Genomic DNA, 19,223 nt, shown 5'->3' with positions numbered 1-19,223 from the left:
GGCGACGTTGCGCCGGCCGGGGCGATGGCTGCCGCTCAGGCGCTGGCGAGCAGGGCGTCGGGTTGCTGGTCGACGTGCTGAATGAAGTCGCTGATGCGTTCACGCAACCAGCGGTGCATGGGGTCACCCTCCATGCTGCGGTGCCAGAGCATGAATTCGCGCATCACCGGGATCTTCACCGGTGGCGGCAGGATGCGCAGGGGCAGGTAGCGGGCATACAGCTGCGCCAGGCGCCGGTGCATGGTGGCCACGCGGGGGGTGCCTACCAGCAGCTGCGGTAGGGTGTTGAAGTCGTTGGTAATCACTTCCAGGCGGCGGTTGAAGCCGTACTGGTTCATGAACCAGTCCTCGATGCTCAGGTGCCGGTTACGGCCAAAGCCCACCGAGATATGCCCCATCTGCATGTACTGCTCCAGCGTCAGGCTCTCGCCGACTTGCGGATTGTCGCGCCAGACCACGCACACGTGGTCTTCCTCGAACAACAGCTGCGACGGGTGGCCATCGATGAGGTAACGCTCGGGCACGATCATCATGTCGACTTCGCCGCGCATCAAAAGCTCGGCGCTGTTGTCACCGGGGCTGATCATTTCGAAGGTGATGTGCGGCGCCTGAAGGTGGATTTTCTGGATGACCTGGGCGAACAGCACGCTGATCAGGTAGTCCGAGGTCACCAGGCGCAGGTGCCGTTTGCTGCTCGAGGGGTCGAACACCGGCTTGGCGGTAATCGAGGAGCGGATGGTCAGCAGCACCTCGCGCACCGGCTGGGCCAGCTCCAGTGCATAGGGTGTGGGCTGCATCTTGCGGCCGACCTGCACCAGCAGCTCGTCCTCGAAAAACGTTCTCAAGCGGCCCAGCACCCCGCTGGTAGCCGATTGCGTCATGTGCAGGCGTTCAGCGGCACGGGTGATGTTCTGCTCCTCGAGCAGGACATCCAGTGCGACCAGCAGGTTCAGATCCAGGTGGTGAAAGCGCATGGTGATAGCTCACGGTTCTTGTAGTTATTTTCGCGATACCTTCCCGCCGCAATACCGATACGTCAAGGCCAATCCGCTGTCCACCCGAGCCAGCGCCAGGCGCCATGGGCTTGCGCACAGGTATCGCGATTACCGATGCCTCGCATCCTGACTCGCGATTGGTCAGCCTGGCCGATCAGCCAGCAATCTGCCCTCCAGTCGAGCGGCCTGCCCGCCGCGCCGACCTGCTACCGGTGACCCTGGCTGGCACCGAACAACAATTTCAATGGAGTGGTAGCCATGAACATTCTTGGACTCGACGCACTGGTATTCGGCGTCGACGATATCCAGGCCTGCGCCGATTGCCTGCGTGATTACGGCCTCACAGCCGTACAACTGGATGCCGACGGTGGCCGTTTCGAAGCGCTCGACGGCACTGCGATCATCATCCGTCACGGCGATGACCCCCACCTGCCGCGGGCGCTGGGCCCGGCCCCATCGCTGCGTGAAACCGTTTATGGCGTGGCAGCGACGCAGGACCTTGAGGCCATCGCCGACGAGCTGGGGCGCGACCGCGAGGTGCGCCGTGACGAGCAGGGTGTGCTGCACAGTGTCGACGACCTGGGCTTTGCCATCGCCTTCCAGGTCTCCTGCAGACGCAGCTTCCAGGCGCCGGCCGACCTCACCAACGCTCCCGGTAGCGCGCCGCAGCGCCCCCTCAACCAGTTGGGCATCACGCTGGACATGCCAGCGCAGCCGCGCACCTTGTCTCATGTGGTGTACTTCGTGCCCGATGCGGCCAAAGGCGAAGCCTTCTATCGCGACCGCCTGGGCTTCGTCACCACTGACAGCTTCATCGGCGTCGGCCCGTTCATGCGCACCGCTGGCATGGACGATCACCACTGCCTGTTCATGATCCAGACGCCGCCACACATGCAGGGCTGCGAGCATTTCACCTTCCATATGGGCAGCGGCACGGAAGTGCTGCTGGCCGGCAATCGCTTCCAGCAAAAGGGCTGGACCAGTTTCTGGGGCCCGGGCCGTCACCTGCTGGGCTCGAACTGGTTCTGGTACTTCAACAGCCCGCTGGGCTGCCACATAGAGTACGACGCCGACATGGACAAGCATGACGATGAGTGGGCGGCGCGCCAGGCACCGATGTCGGCCGACAACTCGCAGCTGTTCCTTTTCGCTTCGCGGGAGAAGTGGGCGCCCGGTGGCCCACCGCCAAAGCAGCCCTGAGCTGTGCCTTGCGTGGCGCTGTGCCCGCTCGCGGAACTGGGCGAGGGCAAGGCACGCGGCTTCGACCCGCAGGGCAGGGGGGCAGACAGCCTGTTCGCCCTGCGGCACCGCGGCGTTGTGCGTGTTTACCGCAACCTGTGTCCGCACCTGCTGGTACCGCTGGAGTACCGCAAGGACCGCTTCCTCAGTGCCGATGGCCAGTGGGTGGTCTGCTACGCCCATGGCGCACGCTTTCTGCCTGACGATGGCACCTGCGTTCACGGCCCTTGCCGTGGCGATGCGCTGCAGGCGCTTGATCACCGCGAGGTGGACGGCTGGCTGGTAGTGCCGCTGCAACAGTTGCACCCCTGAGGTATCGCGCTGCGTGATAGGTCGCATCCCAGGACTCGATTGGTCAAAGCCCGGCGCTGCCGGGAAGCTGTGCCCAAGGCACAGGAAATGCCCGCCGCCCACGCTGCGGCGAACAACAAGAACAAGACGTGAGGGATGCCATGAATACTGTGAGCAACGTACTGATCGTGGGCGGTGGGATTGGCGGGCTGTGCGCCGCCATCGCGCTGCGCCGCAAGGGGATGGCGGTAGACCTGGTCGAACTCAAGACCGAGTGGACCGTCTACGGCGTCGGCATCATCCAGCAGAGCAACGTGGTGCGCGAGATGCACCGCCTGGGGGTGCTCGATGCCTACCTGAGCGCGGCCTACGCCTTCGAGGACGTAGCCATCTACACCACTGAAGGCCACCAGCTGGCGCGTATTCCGGGGCAGCGCCTGGCCGGCCCGCAGTACCCGGCCAACGTCGGTATCTCCCGCCGTGCCTTGCACAAGGTGCTGAGCGAAACCGCCATCGAACTCGGTACCCAAGTGCGCCTGGGCACCTCTGTGGAGAGCTTCGAGCAGGATGCCACTGGCGTGGACGTGCTGTTCAGCGATGGCCGCCAGGGGCGCTATGCGTTGGTGGTCGGTGCCGATGGCCTGTACTCGAAGATCCGTGGTTTGCTGTTCGGTGATGCCTACCAGCCGCAATTCACCGGCCAGTCGGTATGGCGTCACAACTTCCCGCGCGCAGCCGGTATCGACCACCTGGCCAATTACCAGGGCCCCTCGGGCAATGCTGGGCTGGTGCCGCTGGCCGACAACCTGATGTACCTGTTCACCACTTCCCACGAACCGGGCAACCCGTGGATGGACCCGGCCGGGCTTGCTGCTGGCCTGCGCCAGCGCCTGGCGGGGTTTGGCGGGTTGATCGGTGAGCTGCGCGAACAGATCCGTGACAGCGCAGAGGTCGTCTACAAGCCACTGGAGGCGGTGTTCGTCGACGAGCCCTGGTACCGCGGCCGCGTGCTGCTGATTGGCGATGCGGCCCATGCCACCACACCGCACCTGGGGCAGGGTGCGGGCATGGCCATCGAAGATGCCGTGGTGCTGGCCGAAGCGCTGACCGCCGGCGGCAGCCTGGACGAGCAGTTGCAGTGCTTCATGGGCCGCCGTTTCGAGCGCTGCAAGTTCATCAGCGACATGTCGCTGCTGGCGGGCGAGAAAGAGGTCCAGCGTGACCCGTCCTTTGACCGCATCGGCCTGGTCAAGCAGATGCTGGAGGTCACGGCCCGGCCGATCTGATACCTGTGCCCGGCGCACCCTGCCTTGCTGGCGCGCCGCGACGCATGCCAACACCGACACAAGAACAAGAAAGAGGAAACCACGATGTTGACTCGTAAAGGTGCAACCGCCCGGCCGTTGCCGCCGCTCAAACCCCTCACCCTGGCGATTTTCGCGCTGGCGGCCAGCCAGGCCCAGGCGCTGCAATTCGATACTGGCAACCCGGACCTGAGGGTACGCTGGGACAATACCCTCAAGTACAGCGCCGCCTGGCGCACCCAGGATGCCAGCAGCAAACTCACCGAGGGGCAGACGGCACTGAACCTGGATGATGGTGACCGCAACTTCGACAAAGGCCTGATTTCCAACCGCCTGGACCTGCTGTCAGAGCTGGATGTGACCTACGGCAACGTCGGCGCCCGGGTCAGTGGCGCGGCCTGGTATGACGATGTCTACAACCAAGGTACCGACAATGGCGACCCCAGCCGCGCCAACAGCTATTCGGTAGATTTCGACGAGTTCACCGATGACACCCGTACCTTGCACGGGCGCAAGGGCGAGCTGCTCGATGCGTTCATCTTTGGCAAGGCCGAGATCGGTGAGCTGCCGGTGTCTGGCCGCCTGGGCCGTTACGCCATGCAGTGGGGCGAGAGCCTGTTCTACGGCATGAACGGCATCGCCGGGGGCATGGCGCCGGTGGATGTGGTCAAGGGCCTGTCGGTGCCCAACACCCAGTTCAAGGAGCTGATCCGCCCGGTGCAGCAGATTTCCGGGCAGTTGCAGCTGACGCCGGATGTTTCCCTGGGCGCCTACTACCAGTTCGAGTGGGAGGCCAACCGCCTGCCGGCAGCCGGTAGCTATTTCTCCAACGACGACTTCTTTGGGGACGGCGCAGAGCGCATGTTCGTTGGCGCGCCGGTGTTCCCTGGTGGCCAGCCACTGGCCTTCTATCATGGCAACGACAAGGAAGCCAAAGACTCGGGGCAGGGCGGTGTGCAGTTGCGTTGGCGCACCGAGACCGTGGACTGGGGGCTCTATGCCATTCGCTTCCACGACAAGTCACCGCAGCTCAACGTACGCCCCGACTTCGCCAACCTCGACCCGGTCAGTGGCAAGGCCGGCGAGTTCTACTGGGTGTACCCCGAGGGCATCGAGGCACTGGGCGCCAGTTTTTCCACCACCCTGGGCAACTTCAACGTCGCGGGCGAGCTTTCCACCCGTTGGAACCAGCCACTGGCCTCGACCAACCAGCATGCACTGGCGACGGGCGAGGTGATCGACAACGACGACAACCCGGTCTACGCCACCGGCCGCACGCTGCATGCCAACGTCTCCTGGCTGGCGAGCCTGGAGCCTAACTTCATTGCCGCCGAGTCGACCTTCCTGGGCGAGATTGCCTGGAACCGGGTGATGAGCGTGAGCAAGAACGCCGACGCCGTCGACCCCAACGCCGACCGTGACGCCACCAGCCTGCGCCTGGTCTTCGAACCGATGTACCGGCAGATCTACCCAGGCCTGGACCTCTCGGTGCCGATCGGGGCGAGCTACACCAACGGTGCCTCGATGGCCTTGGGTACCGGCTTTGGCACCGACCATGGCGGCGACCTGAACATCGGCCTGAAGGGCAACTATCTCAATACCTGGAGCCTTGGCCTGACCTACACGCATTACTACGGCCCGGAAAACACCTTCCTCGATGCCGACAACAACTACACCTTCGAACAGTCGCTCAAAGACCGCGACTTCATCGCCTTCACCGTCAGCCGTACCTTCTGACCGAGGACTACCCGATGAAACACAACAATAAAGTCGTTTCCCTGTTCACTGCCCTGAGTGCCTCGCTGCTGTTCGCCCACGGCGCTTTTGCCGCGGTATCCCCCGAGCAGGCGGCAACGCTCAAGACCACACTGACCCCATTGGGCGGCGAGCGTGCCGGCAATGCCGACGGCAGTATCCCCGCCTGGACCGGCGGTTACACCCAGGTCGACGCCGCTTACAAGGACGGCGGCAAGCGTGGCGACCCGTTCGCCGCTGACAAGCCGCTGCTGACAATCACTGCGCAGAACATGACGCAGTACGCTGACAAGCTGACCCCAGGCATCCAGGCGATGCTCAAGAAGTACCCCGACAGCTACCGGTTGGACGTGTACCCGACCCACCGCAGCGCTGCCGCACCGCAATCGGTGTATGACGCAACCTTTGCCAACGCCACCAGCGGCAAGTTGGTGGACGGCCCTGCCGGCGCCATGCCCGAAGGCGCCTCCGGGGGCATTCCGTTCCCGATCCCGGGCAATGGCGTAGAAGCCATGTGGAACCACCTGCTGCGCTGGCGCGGGGCCTCGTGGCACGCCAGCTTCAACCAGTACCTGACCACCGCCGACGGCAAGCACGTGCTGACCAACGATTCGCGCGCCGATTTGCAGATGCCCTGGTATCTGCCTGGGGGCAGTGGTGACAAAGGTGTGTTCTGGTCCATCCGCATGACCAACGATGGGCCGCCATTGCGGGCGGGCGAGGCCATCACCGGCCTTGAAAACCTCAATGCCGATAAAGCGGCGGTGTGGACCTACCTGCCTGGTCAGCGCCGCGTGCGCCGCCTGCCCAATGCCTGCTGCGACACGCCGACCCCAGCTACAGCGGGGGTGATGAGTTTCGACGAACTGTACGTGTTCAACGGCCGCCTGGACCGCTTCGACTGGAAGCTGGTGGGCAAGAAAGAGATGTATATCCCCTACAACGCCAACAAGGTGTTTACCGCCGCCAACGCCGAAGCGCTGCTCGACCCGCATCACCTCAAGCCACAAGCCATCCGCTGGGAACTGCATCGGGTGTGGGTGGTGGAGGCGACGCTCAAGGAGGGCCAGCGTCACGTGATGCCCAAGAGCACCTACTACCTCGATGAAGACACCTGGGCGGCGGTGCTGGGTGAGCGATACGACGCACGCAACCAGTTGGCCAAAGTGGTCTGGACCTCGCCGGTGGTACTGCCTGACCTGCCTGGCGTGGTGACCCTGACCAACGGCTTCTATGACCTGCTGTCCGGCGCGTGGTTTGCCGGCGATCTGTTTGCCGGCAAGCAGGAGCAGTACCGCATCGTGCCGCCCTACAAGGACTCGGTATTCACCGCCGATGCCATGGCGGGTGAGGGCGTGCGCTGAGCAGGCGCATTGCACCTGGGCTGTATCGACTACAAGAACAAAAGGTTGCGTGCGATGAACAAGATGCTCCATGGCTGGCTGCTGGCCGCCTGTTGCGCGCTGCCCCCGGCCTACGCCGGCGGTAGCGTGGATGTGCTCTCGCAGCCCGCAGTGCAGGGCCCCCAGGCCTTGCGAGCGGTGTTGCAGGATGTGGCCCGTGCCGGCACGCGCCTGGTGTCGGTGGGCGAACGTGGCGTGGTGCTGCTCTCGGATGACAACGGCAAGGCCTGGCGCCAGGCCAAGACCGTGCCGGTGAGTGTCAGCCTGACCGCGGTGCAGTTCGTCGACGAGCGCAACGGCTGGGCGGTTGGCCACGCCGGCGTAGTGCTGCGCAGCGAGGATGGCGGCGAGCACTGGACTTTGCAGCTCGACGGCAAGCGCGCCGCTGCGCTGGAGTTGCAGGCAGCCGAGGCATCTGCCGATGAGCGCCGTTTGGCCGCGGCACAACGGCTGCTGGCCGACGGTGCCGACAAGCCGTTGCTGGCGCTGAGCTTTGCCGATGCGCAGCACGGCCTGGTCGTGGGCGCCTACGGCCTGGCCATGATCACGGCCGACGGCGGGCGCAGTTGGCAGTCCGGCATGGGCCTGTTGCCCAACCGCCGCGGCCTGCACCTGTATGCCTTGGCACGTCAGGGCGCTGACGTGTATGTCGCCGGCGAACAGGGCCTGCTGCTGAGTTCGCGCGATGGCGGTGCTCATTTCGAGGCTTTGCAAGGCCCTTATGACGGGAGCTACTTCGCTGCCAGCGTGCTGCCCAACGGGCGGCTGCTGGTCGGCGGGTTACGCGGTTCGTTGTTTGCCTCCGATGACGGCGGTGCCAGTTTCCAGGCGTTGGCCAACCCGATTCCTGCTTCGCTCAACGGCATCCGCGTCGCCGGTGATCACGTGTTGCTGGCCAACCAGGCCGGGATGCTGCTGCGCAGCAGCCTCAGCGACTTTGCCGCGCATCCCTTGCCGGTCTCCGATGGCCTGCCACTGACTGCCGCTACCACTGCCGCCGACGGTGCCATCGTCGCCGTCGGCATGGCCGGTGCACGCCGCCTGGCACCTTCTTCTTCCTCTTCCACGAAGGACTGAGCCATGCATGCCATGAATCCGCCTGCGCCTTGCAGCGGCCGTCTCGATGACTTCGACAACATGTCCGGGTCGCTGCTGGAGCGTGCACTGTTCAACCACCGGGCGCTGGTCCTGCTGTTGTGCCTGGCCGCGACCTTGCTGCTTGGCTGGCAGGCCACGCGCCTGACGCTCAACGCCAGCTTCGAGAAGACGATTGCGCGCGATCACCCATTCGTCCACAACTACCTGGAACACCGCCAGGAACTTGCCGGCCTGGGCAACGCGGTGCGTATCGCTGTGGCCAACCCCAGTGGCAGCATCTACGACAAGGACTATCTGCACAGCCTGCAGCAGCTCAACGACGCGGTGTACCTGCTGCCGGGCGTCGACCGTGCGGCGATGAAGTCGCTTTGGACCCCCTCCACCCGCTGGGCCGGGGTGACCGAGGAGGGCCTGGAAGGCGGCCCGGTGATCCCCGACGGCTACGACGGCGGCCACGCGAGCCTCGAAGCGCTCAAGCGCAACGTCGAACGCTCCAACGAGATCGGCCAGTTGGTGGCCTTCGACCAGCGTTCGAGCATCGTCTACGTGCCGCTGCTGGAAACGACGCCGGACGGCAAGGCGCTTGACTACACCGCCTTCGCCAGCGAACTGGAAACCCTGCGTGAACGCTTCCAGCAGCAGGGTGTGCAAATTCACATCACCGGCTTCGCCAAGGTGGTGGGCGATCTGATCGATGGGCTGAGGCAGATCCTGCTGTTCTTCGCCGCCGCCATCGCCATCACGGCTGTCGTGCTCTATTGGTACACCCGATGTGCGCGCAGTACGGCGCTGGTGGTGACCTGCTCACTGGTGGCAGTGATCTGGCAAATGGGCCTGCTGCCGGTGCTGGGATACGAACTGGACCCGTACTCGGTGCTGGTGCCGTTTCTGGTGTTCGCCATCGGCATGAGCCATGGCGCACAGAAGATGAACGGCATCATGCAGGACATCGGCCGCGGCATGCACCGCCTGGTGGCGGCGCGCTTCACCTTCCGCCGGCTGTTCCTGGCCGGGCTCACTGCGCTGTTGTGTGATGCAGTGGGTTTTGCGGTGCTGATGATCATCCGTATCCAGGTGATCCAGGACCTTGCCGTCATCGCCAGCCTCGGCGTGGCGGTGCTGATCTTCACCAACCTGATCCTGCTGCCGGTGCTGCTTTCCTATGTCGGCGTCAGCGCCCGAGGTGCGCGCCGTAGCCTGCGCGCCGAAGAAGCGGAGGCGAGCGGGGCGCAGAAGCACGCGATGTGGCGCCTGCTGGACCACTTCACCCGGCGCCGCTGGGCGGCGTGGTGCATTGCACTGGCAGTACTGATGGCCGCTGGCGGATTCGCCGTGAGCCTGCACCTGAAGGTCGGTGACCTGGATGCTGGCGCCCCCGAGCTGCGTGCGGACTCGCGTTACAACCGCGACAACGCCTTCATCACCGAGCATTACGGTGCCAGCAGTGACGTGTTTGCGGTGATGGTGCGCACGCCAGCCGGCGGCTGCTCGGCCTACGATACCCTCAAGCGTGTGGACGACCTTGACTGGCAGTTGCGCGGCCTGCCGGGCGTGGACTCGACCAACTCACTGGCGCTGCTCAACCGCAGGGTACTGGTTGGCCTGTCTGAAGGCAGCCCGAAGTGGTACGAGCTGGTGAACAACCAGGCGACCCTGAACATGGTCACCGCCAACGCCCCGCGCGGGCTGTACAACGATGACTGCAGCCTGCTCACGCTCTATGCCTACCTCACTGACCACAAGGCCGACACGCTTGCGCGGGTGGTGGACAGCGTGCAGACCTTTGCCCGCGACAACGACAGCGAACAGGCCACCTTCCTGCTCGCTGCCGGCAGCGCCGGCATCGAGGCCGCCACCAACCAGGTGGTGAAACAGGCCAACCGCGACATGCTCTGGTGGGTTTACGGGGCCGTCATCCTGCTTTGCCTGGTGACCTTCCGCTCCTGGCGTGCGGTGCTTTGCGCGGTGTTGCCGCTGGTGCTCACCTCGATCCTTTGCGAAGCGTTGATGGTGGCGTTGGGCATCGGCGTGAAGGTGGCGACCTTGCCTGTGATCGCGCTCGGCGTCGGCATCGGAGTGGACTACGCGCTTTATGTGATGAGCATCGTGCTGGCCCAGCTGCGACAGGGGGCGAGCCTTTCCCAGGCGTATTACCGCGCGCTGCTGTTCACCGGCAAGGTGGTGATGCTGACTGGCGTGACCCTGGCCATTGCGGTGGGCACCTGGATCTTCTCGCCGATCAAGTTCCAGGCAGACATGGGCGTGTTGCTGGCCTTCATGTTCGTGTGGAACATGGTCGGGGCACTGGTCCTGCTGCCGGCACTGGCCTACTTCCTGCTGCCGCAAGGCCAGGTGCGTTCGCAGGCGGATCCGGTGTTGCCTGCTCGTGAGCCTTTGTCGCAACAGTGCCTGGCAGGCGCTGAACTCACCCCGCGCCAGGCGAAGCTTCATTCGCTGGAGGAGGTGAGCCATGGCCGCTGAACGTATCGCCGGCAGTGTTCAGGCGCTGCTATTGCTGTTCGGCAGCTGCCTGCCGGTGCTGGGGGCAGTGCTGATCGCGCCTGTGCTGCCACGCATGCAGATGCATTTCACCGAGACGCCCGGCGTCGCGGTGCTGGTACCGGTCGTGCTGACGCTGCCTGCGCTGGTGATTGCGTTGGCGGCACCATGGGCCGGGATGCTGGCGGACCGTGTCGGCCGACGGGCTTTGCTGCTCGCCAGCATGCTGCTTTACAGCGTCTGCGGGGTGCTGCCGCTGTGGCTGGATTCACTTGGCCTGATCATCGCCAGCCGCGCCGGCATTGGCCTGGCCGAAGCCGGGATCATGACCTGCTGCACCACATTGATGGGTGACTACTTCGATGGCCAGCGCCGGGAGCGCCTGTTTGCCCTGCAAATGGTCGCCACTTCGCTGTCAGCCGCCCTGTTCATGGGGCTGGGCGGGGCACTGGGCGAGAACAGCTGGCGTACGCCGTTCGCGCTGTATGCAGTCGGCGTGTTGTGCCTGCCGCTGATGGCCTTGCTGTTGTGGGAACCTCAGGCCCGCCGTGTCGAACCTCAACACGCCCAGGCTTCACGCTTTCCCTGGGCCGCCTTGGCGCCGATCTACCTGCTGACCGGCCTGGCAGGTGTGAGCCTGTTCATCGTACCGGTGCAGGTTGGTTACCTGCTGCAACTGCTGCAGGTGGATGCGCCCCAGCAGGTGGGCCTGACCATGGGCGCCAACCAGCTCGGCGTGCTGGCCGGCGCACTGGCCTTCCGTTTGCTGGCCCGCCAGCCTGCTGGCCGCCTGCTGGCGCTGGGGTTTGCCACGGCGGGGCTTGGCGGCGGGCTGATGGCGCTTTCCACCAGCCACGCAATGGTGGTGTTGGCCGTACTGGTCAATGGCCTGGGCGTGGGCCTGTTGCTGCCCACCCTGATCAGCCAGGTCATGCAGCACGTCGGTTTCGACCAGCGCGGCCGGGCCACGGGCGGCTTCACCGCAGCGATTTTCGCCGGTGAATTCATCAGCCCTTTGCTGGTGCTTGCGCTGACCGGCGGCGCGGCGCCGCATCTGCCCCAGGCGCTGCTACTGGTTGCCCTCAGCCAACTGATCCTGGCGCCGCTGTGCCTGCTGCTGTTGCGTCGCGCCCGCGCGGCGGGCGCAGTGGGGGCGCTGTGAACGATCAGCTTTCCAACACAGGCCCAGGTGCCGCCCCTGGCACCGGCCACGGTAATTGACAGGAGACAGCATGCAGTCACTTGCAACCTTCAAACGCGTCGTCACCGGCCACGACTCCCAAGGGCAGGCGGTGGTGGCCAGTTGTGGCCCTACGGCGCATGACTTTGCGCTCAAGGCGGTGCCTGGCACGGTGTTCTACGAAGTGTGGAACAGTGCCGGCAGCCCGGCGCTGCTGGATAACGGCGACGACCCGACCGCCCGGCCCCTGCAATTGAGCCCCGGCCCGTTGGGCAGTGTGATCCGCGTGGTGGATATCCCGCCGGACAGCCTGCAGAACCAGGTCAGCGCTGAGCAGGCGGCGGCCGCCTTCGCCGAAATCGGCGAAGCGCATGCCGGCACGGGCAACGCTGATTCAAAGCACAAACTGATGCACCGCACAGAAACCCTGGATTACGGGATCGTCACTGAAGGTGAGGTGTGGCTGGTGCTGGACGGCGACGAGGTACACCTCAAGCGGGGTGACATCGTCGTGCAGCGCGGCACCAATCATGCCTGGAGCAACCGCACCGCGCAGATGGCGCGCATGGTGTTCATCCTGCTTGACGGTCGTTACGCCGAGCAGCTCAAGGAGGTGCTGCCATGAAGCTCGCCACACTCAATGACGGTAGCCGCGCTGGCCGCCTGCTGGTGGTTGCCCGCAACCTGGAGCGGGCGGTGGAGGCCAGCAGCATCGCCGCTACGCTGCAGGCTGCCCTGGACGACTGGGCGCAGGTCGAGGGCGACCTGCAGCAATTGTATGAGCAGCTCAACGCCGGGCAGGCCCCGGGTGCGTTCGACCTTGACCTGGCACTGCTCGCCGCGCCGCTGCCCCAGGCCAGGCAGTGGCTGGACGCTTCATCCTTCCTCAGCCACGGCGAGCTGATGCAGAAGGCCTTCAACCTGGACCCCATCGATGGCGTCGAGCACATACCGTTGATCTATCAGGGGGCCGGCGACGACTTTCTTGGGCCGCGGGCCGACATTCCCTTGCCCAGCGAGGCCCACGGCATCGATTTCGAGGGCGAGTTCGCGGTGCTTGTCGATGACGTGCCCATGGGCTGCCCGCCGGACCGGGCCTTGCAGCATGTGCGTCTGGTGCTGCAACTCAACGACGTCAGCTTGCGTGCACTGGCGCCCAGGGAAATGAAGACCGGCTTCGGCTTTGTCCAGGCCAAGCCCGCCAGCAGCTTTGCTCCGGTGGCGGTTACCCCCGACGAACTCGGCGACGCCTGGCGCGACGGTCGTGTGCACCTGCCGCTGAACGTGGAGTGGAACGGCGAGTGGTTCGGCCACCCCCATGGCGGAGCCATGCATTTCGGGTTCCACCAACTGATCGCTCACGCGGCGCTGACCCGGCGCCTTAGCGCCGGCACCTTGATCGGCTCGGGTACCGTGTCCAACGCGGACCGTTCCGTAGGGTCGGCGTGCATCGCTGAGCGCCGTGCCATTGAAACCATCGCCCACGGTGCACCGCGCACGGCCTTCATGCGCTTCGGCGACCGCGTGCGGATGGAGGCACGGGATACCTCAGGCGAGGTGCTGTTCGGCGCCATCGAGCAGCGTGTGGTGCCGGGAGGTTGGCAATGCGCGTGATGGTCAGCGGGGCCAATGGCTTCGTCGGTCGCCAGCTGGTAGGGCGCCTGCTGGAGGCGGGGACGCTGCGCGGGCAGCGCATCCAGGCATTGCTGGTGCTGGACCAGCAACTGGACGGGTTGCCCGACGATGCGCGGCTACGGCGCCATTACGGCAGTGTGACCGACCCTGCCTTGTTGCGCCGGGCGCTGGCCGATGGTGTGGATGTGGTGTTCCACCTGGCCAGTCTGCCCGGGGGCGCCGCAGAGGCGCAGTACGAGCTGGGTTACCAGGTGAATCTGCAGGGCAGCCTGGAGCTGCTCGACCAGTTGCGCAATGCCCGGCAACCGCCAGTGCTGGTGTACGCCAGCAGCGTTGCGGTGTATGGCGGCGATCTGCCCCAGCGCATGGATGAAGACCAGCCGGCCTCGCCGCAACTGTCCTATGCGGCCCACAAACGCATGGTGGAAATCGCATTGCAGGACCTGGCGCGGCGCGGCGAGGTGGACGGCCGCGCGCTGCGCCTGCCCGGCATCGTCGCCCGCCCGCGCGAGCCGAACGGGCTGCGCTCGGCGTTCATGAGCGACTTGTTGCACGCCTATGCGGCCGGCGAACCCTATACCTGCCCGGTCTCGGCTCAAGCAAGCGCCTGGTGGATGTCGGCGCGCTGTTGCGTGGACAACCTGCTGCATGCCGCCGAACTGCAAGACCCGGGCTACGGGCGGATCTGGCAGTTGCCCGTGCTGCACTTGTCGATCGCCCAGGTGCTTGCCGGGCTGCAGGCCTGCCTTGGCGACGAGAACCATGCATGCATCAGCTTCGCTCCCGAGCCACAGCTCGAAGCGCTGTTCGGTCGTTATCCACCCTTGCGCACAACCCAGGCCCGCAAGCTGGGCTTCTGCCATGACGGCTCAGTGCTTGGCCTGCTGCGCAACGCCCTTGATCTGCCACCGCGCCGCAGCATTGCGGCAACCCGTAAAGGAATGTGTGCATGAACGTGAACAAGCGTCGCTTGCTGGACCTTTCTGTAACCCTGGACAACAACCCTTACACTGACCCACCGCCTTTGCTGCCAAAGATCGACTACATGGACCACCAGCAGGGCTGGCCGGAAATGGCCGCGATGTTCCCTGGCCTGCGCAAGGAAGACCTGCCGGGCGATGAGTCGTGGGCAGCTGAACGGCTGCAGATCACCACCCACAGCGGTACGCACATGGATGCGCCCTGGCATTATGCGTCCACCACCAATGGCGGCGAGCGGGCGTTCGGCATCGATGAGCTGCCTTTGGAGTGGTGCCTGCAGCCGGGTGTGAAGCTGGATTTTCGCCACTTGCCGGACGGCCACGTGGTGACGGCGGCGCAGGTGGAGGCCGAACTGGCTCGCATCGGCCATCAACTGCAGCCGCTGGACATCGTGCTGGTCAATACCCGCGCAGGCAGCCTGTTTGGCCAGCCCGGCTACCTCGAAGCCGGGGTTGGCATGGGCCGCGAAGCGACGCTTTACCTGTTGGAGCGGGGGGTAAGGGTGGTCGGCACCGATGCCTGGAGCTGGGATGCACCGTTCAAGTACACCCGTGAACGTTTCAGCGCCACGGGCGATGCGTCGATCATCTGGGAAGGCCACAAGGCTGGCCGCGACATCGGGTATGGGCAGATGGAGAAACTGGCCAACCTGGAGCAGCTTCCGGCCTATGGCTTCATGGTCAGTTGCTTCCCCTACAAGATCCGCCAGGCATCCGCCGGGTTCGTTCGGGCAGTGGCCATCTTCGATTAGCAAGGCTGGCGGCCAGCCGCCGAGCTGGCCGCCCATCCCGGCACAACGATGGCGAGGTGAACTTTATCGGGCGTCCAGGCTTCCTCTGTTACAGCAGCCGTTGCCCCGGTGGGGCAGCCAGCGCTGCATCACGCCAAAGGTTGAGGAGGGGCAATGAAGACGCAAACCACGCTAGCGCCCGAAAAAGCAGGCCAGGCAAAAGGCCAAGGTGAAGTAGAACGGGACAACGATGCCCGTCGGCCAGACGGCTCAAGCGGTACGGCGCATGATTCCACCGCGCAACAAACCGCGCGAGGCAAGGGGCCGCACTCGTCCGAACACGCCGACACCGAGGATGACCTGGGCTTTGACCCGGACTCACCGGATCTGGACGACCCGCAGGTCGATCCCCAAGGGCCGGCCAAGCCGCCCAGGGATGTGGAGAAAAAGGCAACATGATCGAGGCCGTGAGCGCGGATGTGCTGGGTGATGCTCAGCGCACCCGCTCACGGCTTTGTACCGAAAGCTCCAGGGCTTTTTGCATGTCCAGCCGCGCAGAACGCCCCACGTCCCGGTCATGCAACTGAAAGTTGCGCTCGGAGGGCAGGATCGGTGCGGTGAGGTCTTCGGCGTCCTCTCGCTCGAAGTCGTGATTGCCGCCAATGGTCATGGCGCTACGGCGCAGCAGCATGCGCAGCTGCTCGGGCTGCAACTGCGGGTTGATCGACAGCATCGCGGCCACAAGGCCTGTGACCATCGGGGTGGCATAGGACGTGCCGCAATGCACCGCGCCGGGCTGGCCTGCCTGGCGGGTCGAGGCGTGGGCGCAGGCTGCGGCGGTGATGTCGACGCGCATGTCTACATTCGAGGTGCTGCGCTTGACGGCGTAGTTCGGTGACTCGACAGGGACAGAAGCCTGCCCGCTACGTTGATGGCCGCCCACCACGAGCAGTTGTTCGGTGATGAAGGAGGAGGGCAGGCGATACTCGTCGGTGCCCGAGAACGAGGCGCCGTTGCCGGCCGAGTTGACCACGACCACATCCGGATGGGCCTTGCGCAGCCAGAGAAAGAACTCCTCGAGCAGCTCTTCATAGCCGCCCATGGCAATCCCGGAGCGCAGCAGGGAATCCACCTCATCGCCTTGCACGTTGCGCGCACCGACGCGGTGAATACCCCAGCTCCAGTTGAGTACGCGCACGCCGTCCTCGACCAGGTTCACCGATGCGGCGATGTTGGCGGTGATACCGGCATCGGAGTTGCGTTCGACAATCACCTCGAAACCACCTGCCGCCTTGTCCAGCCCCCGCAGGAAGCCGGTGTTGCCCCCGTCATCCCAGCCGGCGGCGAGAATGCCGGCGACGGTTGTGCCGTGGTTGTCCGGTTTGCTGGCATCCTGGGCATACACGCAGGTGCGGTGCCCCTCGCAGGCGCCCAGGTAGTCGGCGAAATCTGCGGTATCGAAGTCGACATTGCGTTCGATCACCCCGACCCGAACCGGGGTGGGCAGCACCGGCACCTGGCGGCCCGGGATGCGCCGCTGATAGTAGTGCACCGCATCGAGGAAGCGGTTGGCAGCCCATTCGTCCGAGCCTTGCGCAGGCTTGCTGGCCCCCGGTGCCTTGGGGGCGGCGTGTTCTGCCTCTTCGGCCGCCGATTCCTCCACCACCACCGCGTCCACGCTGGTTTCACCGCCAAGGCGCAATACCAGTGCATCACGCTGCACCAGGTCCTGGGCGGGCAGGCGCAACTGATACAGGTTCAGAGGAGCGATGCTGCCCACCACCTTGGCCCCGTATTTGCGCGCCAAACGTTCGGCTTCCTGGCGGCCGTCGTGGTCCTCTTCTATCAGCACGCTGACCAGGTCGACATAGGTGGTCAGGCCATCCATGTTCCTGGCCACTTCCTTGGGCCCTGCGGCCAGCACATGGTTGTTGTGCAGGGTAAGCCAGGCGGCATTGCTGGCACGCGGGCCGTCCTGCAACCACAGCGGGCCGCTTTGCACGGCCGTGCCGTCCAGTTGCAGGCGCAAGGTATCCCCCTGGCGCTGGACACGCTCCGGGGCCACTGCCTTGCCGCTGAGCAGCAGCTGCGGCGTGGCCTGGCCAAGCCCTTGCACGCGCAGGCACCAGGTTTGCTGCTGGTTGTCCATCAAGTCGCCGCAGCGTTTGAGCTGTTGCAGGCGCAACGGCTGCTCGGCGAGCGCAGCGGTGCTGACAGCCAGCGCCAGGGCAAGGGCAATGCGTGTACGGCCCATGGCTTACTCCATGGCCTCGGCCACGCCCTGATCCTCACCCAGGAAACCACCGCTCTGGTGCTGCCACAGCCTGGCATAGGTGCCGTTCCTGGCGAGCAGTTCGCTGTGGGTTCCCTGTTCTATGATGCGCCCCTCGTCCATGACGATAAGCCGGTCCATGGCGGCGATCGTCGACAGCCGGTGGGCGATGGCGATGACCGTCTTGCCCTCCATCATTTCATTGAGGCTTTCCTGGATGGCGACCTCGACTTCCGAATCCAGCGCGCTGGTGGCTTCATCGAGCAGCAGGATCGGGGCGTTCTTGAGCATGACCCGGGCGATGGCGATGCGTTGGCGCTGCCCGCCTGAAAGCTTGATGCCGCGTTCACCCACCAAGGTGTCATAGCCGCTGTGGCCTTGCCGGTCGCTGAGCTGCTCGATGAATGCGTCGGCCTGGGCGTTGGCTGCGGCGCGGCGTATCTGTTGCTCGGTCGCATCGGGGCGGCCGTAGGCGATGTTGTCGCGGATGGAACGGTGCAGCAGGGAGGTGTCCTGGGTGACCATGCCGATGGCGCTGCGCAGGCTGTCCTGGGTGACCTTGGCAATGTTCTGCCCATCGATGCGTATTTCGCCGCTGTCGACGTCGTAAAAACGCAGCAGCAGGTTGATCAGCGTGGACTTGCCCGCACCGGAACGGCCCACCAGGCCGACCTTTTCGCCTGGGCGAATGTGCAGCGTCAGGCCATCGAGCACCTGACGTTCGCCGTTGTAGTTGAAGCTGACATTGTCGAAGTCCACCGCACCGCCAGTGGTCTTGAGCACCCCGGCGTTCGGTGCATCCTGCACCTTCGGGCCGCGCGTGAGGGTTTCCATGCCATCCTGCACGGTGCCGATGTTCTCGAACAGCGAAGTCATCTGCCACATGATCCAGTGCGACATGCCGTTGACCCGCAGTGCCATGGCGGTAATCGCCGCAACGGCGCCCGTGCCCACTTCGCCCTGGTGCCAGAGCCACAGGGCATAGCCGCCAGCGCCAGCGATCAGGCCGACCACCAGCGCCTGGTTGACGATCTCGAACTGGCTGACCAGGCGCATCTGGCGAAAACCGGTGAGCTTGAAGTCTTCCATGGCCGCCCGCGCAAAGTGCGCTTCACGCTTGGAGTGCGAGAACAGCTTCACCGTAGTGATGTTGGTGTAGGCGTCCGACACTCGCCCGGTCATCGACGAACGCGCGTGGGCCTGCTCCTGCCCCACTTGCCCCAGGCGCGGCACGAAGTACAGCATGGCCAGCCCGAACAACGCGACCCAGGCAATGAAAGGCAGCATCAGCTTGAGGTCGAAGCCGCCGGCCAGGGCGATGATCGCGATGAAATACACGCCGATGCCCGGTGCGATCTCGATGATGGTGAACAACACCTCGCGCACCGCCAGGGCCGTCTGCATCACTTTGGTGGTGACCCGGCCGGAGAACTCGTCAGAGAAGAACGACAGGCTCTGACGCAGCATCAGCCGATGGAAGTCCCATCGCAGCCGCAGCGGCAGGTTGATTGCCAGTACCTGGTGCTGCACCATCGTGCGCAGCGCCACCAGGCCTATGCTGGTCAGCAATACGATGGCGATGCCCCACAACACCCGGGTTTCCTGCCCATCGGCTGCGCCGCCCGCCTGCCAGGCCGAAAGCAGGTCGACGACCTGCCCCAGGAAGGAAAACAGCCAGGCTTCATAGATCGACACCCCGGCGCTGAGCAGCGCAAGGGCGAGCACATAGCCGCGAGCCCCTCGCGTGCAGGCCCACAGGAAGCGCAGCAGGCCAACCGGGGGTGGTGGAGCCTCGTCGGGTGGGAAAGGGTCGAGCCGTCGTTCAAAGGCGCGCAGCATAA

15 protein-coding genes and 1 pseudogene are annotated in these 19,223 nt (G+C 65.0%); 13 read left to right on the top strand and 3 right to left on the bottom strand.

The features are described 5' to 3' along the window. Positions 1-35: 35 nt before the first annotated feature. Positions 36-974 (bottom strand): LysR family transcriptional regulator, encoded by a 939-nt coding sequence (locus IWW33_RS00785; protein ID WP_046785551.1) that lies wholly within the window; start codon positions 972-974, stop codon positions 36-38. A gap of 279 nt (positions 975-1,253) precedes the next feature. Here IWW33_RS00785 and IWW33_RS00780 point away from each other — a divergent pair, with 279 nt between their 5' ends. The 13 genes and pseudogenes from IWW33_RS00780 to IWW33_RS26575 form a co-directional block, all read left to right on the top strand. Next, entirely contained in the window at positions 1,254-2,195 is a 942-nt protein-coding gene (locus tag IWW33_RS00780) for a VOC family protein (protein WP_115275129.1), read from the top strand. A 3-nt stretch (positions 2,196-2,198) separates the two neighbouring features. Next, complete coding sequence (locus IWW33_RS00775; protein WP_115275128.1) at positions 2,199-2,546, top strand: Rieske 2Fe-2S domain-containing protein; 348 nt, start codon at positions 2,199-2,201, stop codon at positions 2,544-2,546. Between the two features lie 140 nt (positions 2,547-2,686). Next, positions 2,687-3,811 carry an FAD-dependent oxidoreductase gene (locus IWW33_RS00770; RefSeq protein WP_046785548.1) on the top strand — a complete coding sequence of 375 codons (1,125 nt, stop codon included), beginning with the start codon at positions 2,687-2,689 and terminating at the stop codon, positions 3,809-3,811. 84 nt (positions 3,812-3,895) lie between these two features. Continuing rightward, positions 3,896-5,566 carry a DUF1302 domain-containing protein gene (locus IWW33_RS00765; protein ID WP_046785547.1) on the top strand — a complete coding sequence of 557 codons (1,671 nt, stop codon included), beginning with the start codon at positions 3,896-3,898 and terminating at the stop codon, positions 5,564-5,566. Between the two features lie 14 nt (positions 5,567-5,580). Beyond that, positions 5,581-6,948, top strand: coding sequence for a DUF1329 domain-containing protein (locus IWW33_RS00760; protein WP_174141429.1), 1,368 nt, complete (start codon positions 5,581-5,583; stop codon positions 6,946-6,948). A 54-nt stretch (positions 6,949-7,002) separates the two neighbouring features. Next, a complete protein-coding gene (locus tag IWW33_RS00755; protein ID WP_174141430.1) occupies positions 7,003-8,064 on the top strand; it encodes a YCF48-related protein in 1,062 nt (353 codons plus the stop codon). A 3-nt stretch (positions 8,065-8,067) separates the two neighbouring features. After that, entirely contained in the window at positions 8,068-10,566 is a 2,499-nt protein-coding gene (locus IWW33_RS00750) for an MMPL family transporter (protein ID WP_174141431.1), read from the top strand. After that, positions 10,556-11,746 (top strand): MFS transporter, encoded by a 1,191-nt coding sequence (locus IWW33_RS00745; protein WP_174141432.1) that lies wholly within the window; start codon positions 10,556-10,558, stop codon positions 11,744-11,746. The genes IWW33_RS00750 and IWW33_RS00745 overlap by 11 nt, the downstream gene beginning before the upstream one ends. 70 nt (positions 11,747-11,816) lie before the next feature. Beyond that, entirely contained in the window at positions 11,817-12,389 is a 573-nt protein-coding gene (locus tag IWW33_RS00740; RefSeq protein WP_046785541.1) for a cupin domain-containing protein, read from the top strand. Then, positions 12,386-13,378, top strand: coding sequence for a fumarylacetoacetate hydrolase family protein (locus IWW33_RS00735; RefSeq protein ID WP_046785540.1), 993 nt, complete (start codon positions 12,386-12,388; stop codon positions 13,376-13,378). The genes IWW33_RS00740 and IWW33_RS00735 overlap by 4 nt, the downstream gene beginning before the upstream one ends. Continuing rightward, positions 13,369-14,352 carry an NAD-dependent epimerase/dehydratase family protein gene (locus IWW33_RS00730; RefSeq protein ID WP_174141433.1) on the top strand — a complete coding sequence of 328 codons (984 nt, stop codon included), beginning with the start codon at positions 13,369-13,371 and terminating at the stop codon, positions 14,350-14,352. Before IWW33_RS00735 ends, IWW33_RS00730 begins: the two co-directional genes overlap by 10 nt. Then, positions 14,349-15,131 (top strand): cyclase family protein, encoded by a 783-nt coding sequence (locus IWW33_RS00725; protein ID WP_115275122.1) that lies wholly within the window; start codon positions 14,349-14,351, stop codon positions 15,129-15,131. The genes IWW33_RS00730 and IWW33_RS00725 overlap by 4 nt, the downstream gene beginning before the upstream one ends. Before the next feature lie 297 nt (positions 15,132-15,428). After that, positions 15,429-15,569: pseudogene (locus IWW33_RS26575) on the top strand (DUF6021 family protein); the annotation flags it as partial. 34 nt (positions 15,570-15,603) lie between these two features. Here IWW33_RS26575 and IWW33_RS00715 read toward each other — a convergent pair. Both IWW33_RS00715 and IWW33_RS00710 read right to left on the bottom strand, forming a co-directional pair. Then, positions 15,604-17,364 (bottom strand): S8/S53 family peptidase, encoded by a 1,761-nt coding sequence (locus tag IWW33_RS00715; RefSeq protein ID WP_174141434.1) that lies wholly within the window; start codon positions 17,362-17,364, stop codon positions 15,604-15,606. A 3-nt stretch (positions 17,365-17,367) separates the two neighbouring features. Further along, positions 17,368-19,221: an ABC transporter ATP-binding protein gene (locus tag IWW33_RS00710; protein WP_046785535.1), complete on the bottom strand. Its 1,854-nt coding sequence runs from the start codon at positions 19,219-19,221 to the stop codon at positions 17,368-17,370. Positions 19,222-19,223 lie beyond the last annotated feature (2 nt).

The organism is Pseudomonas sp. M2 (genome assembly GCF_015751845.1).
Classification (GTDB): domain Bacteria; phylum Pseudomonadota; class Gammaproteobacteria; order Pseudomonadales; family Pseudomonadaceae; genus Aquipseudomonas; species Aquipseudomonas putida_E.
This window is presented reverse-complemented; position numbering and strand designations above follow the sequence as displayed.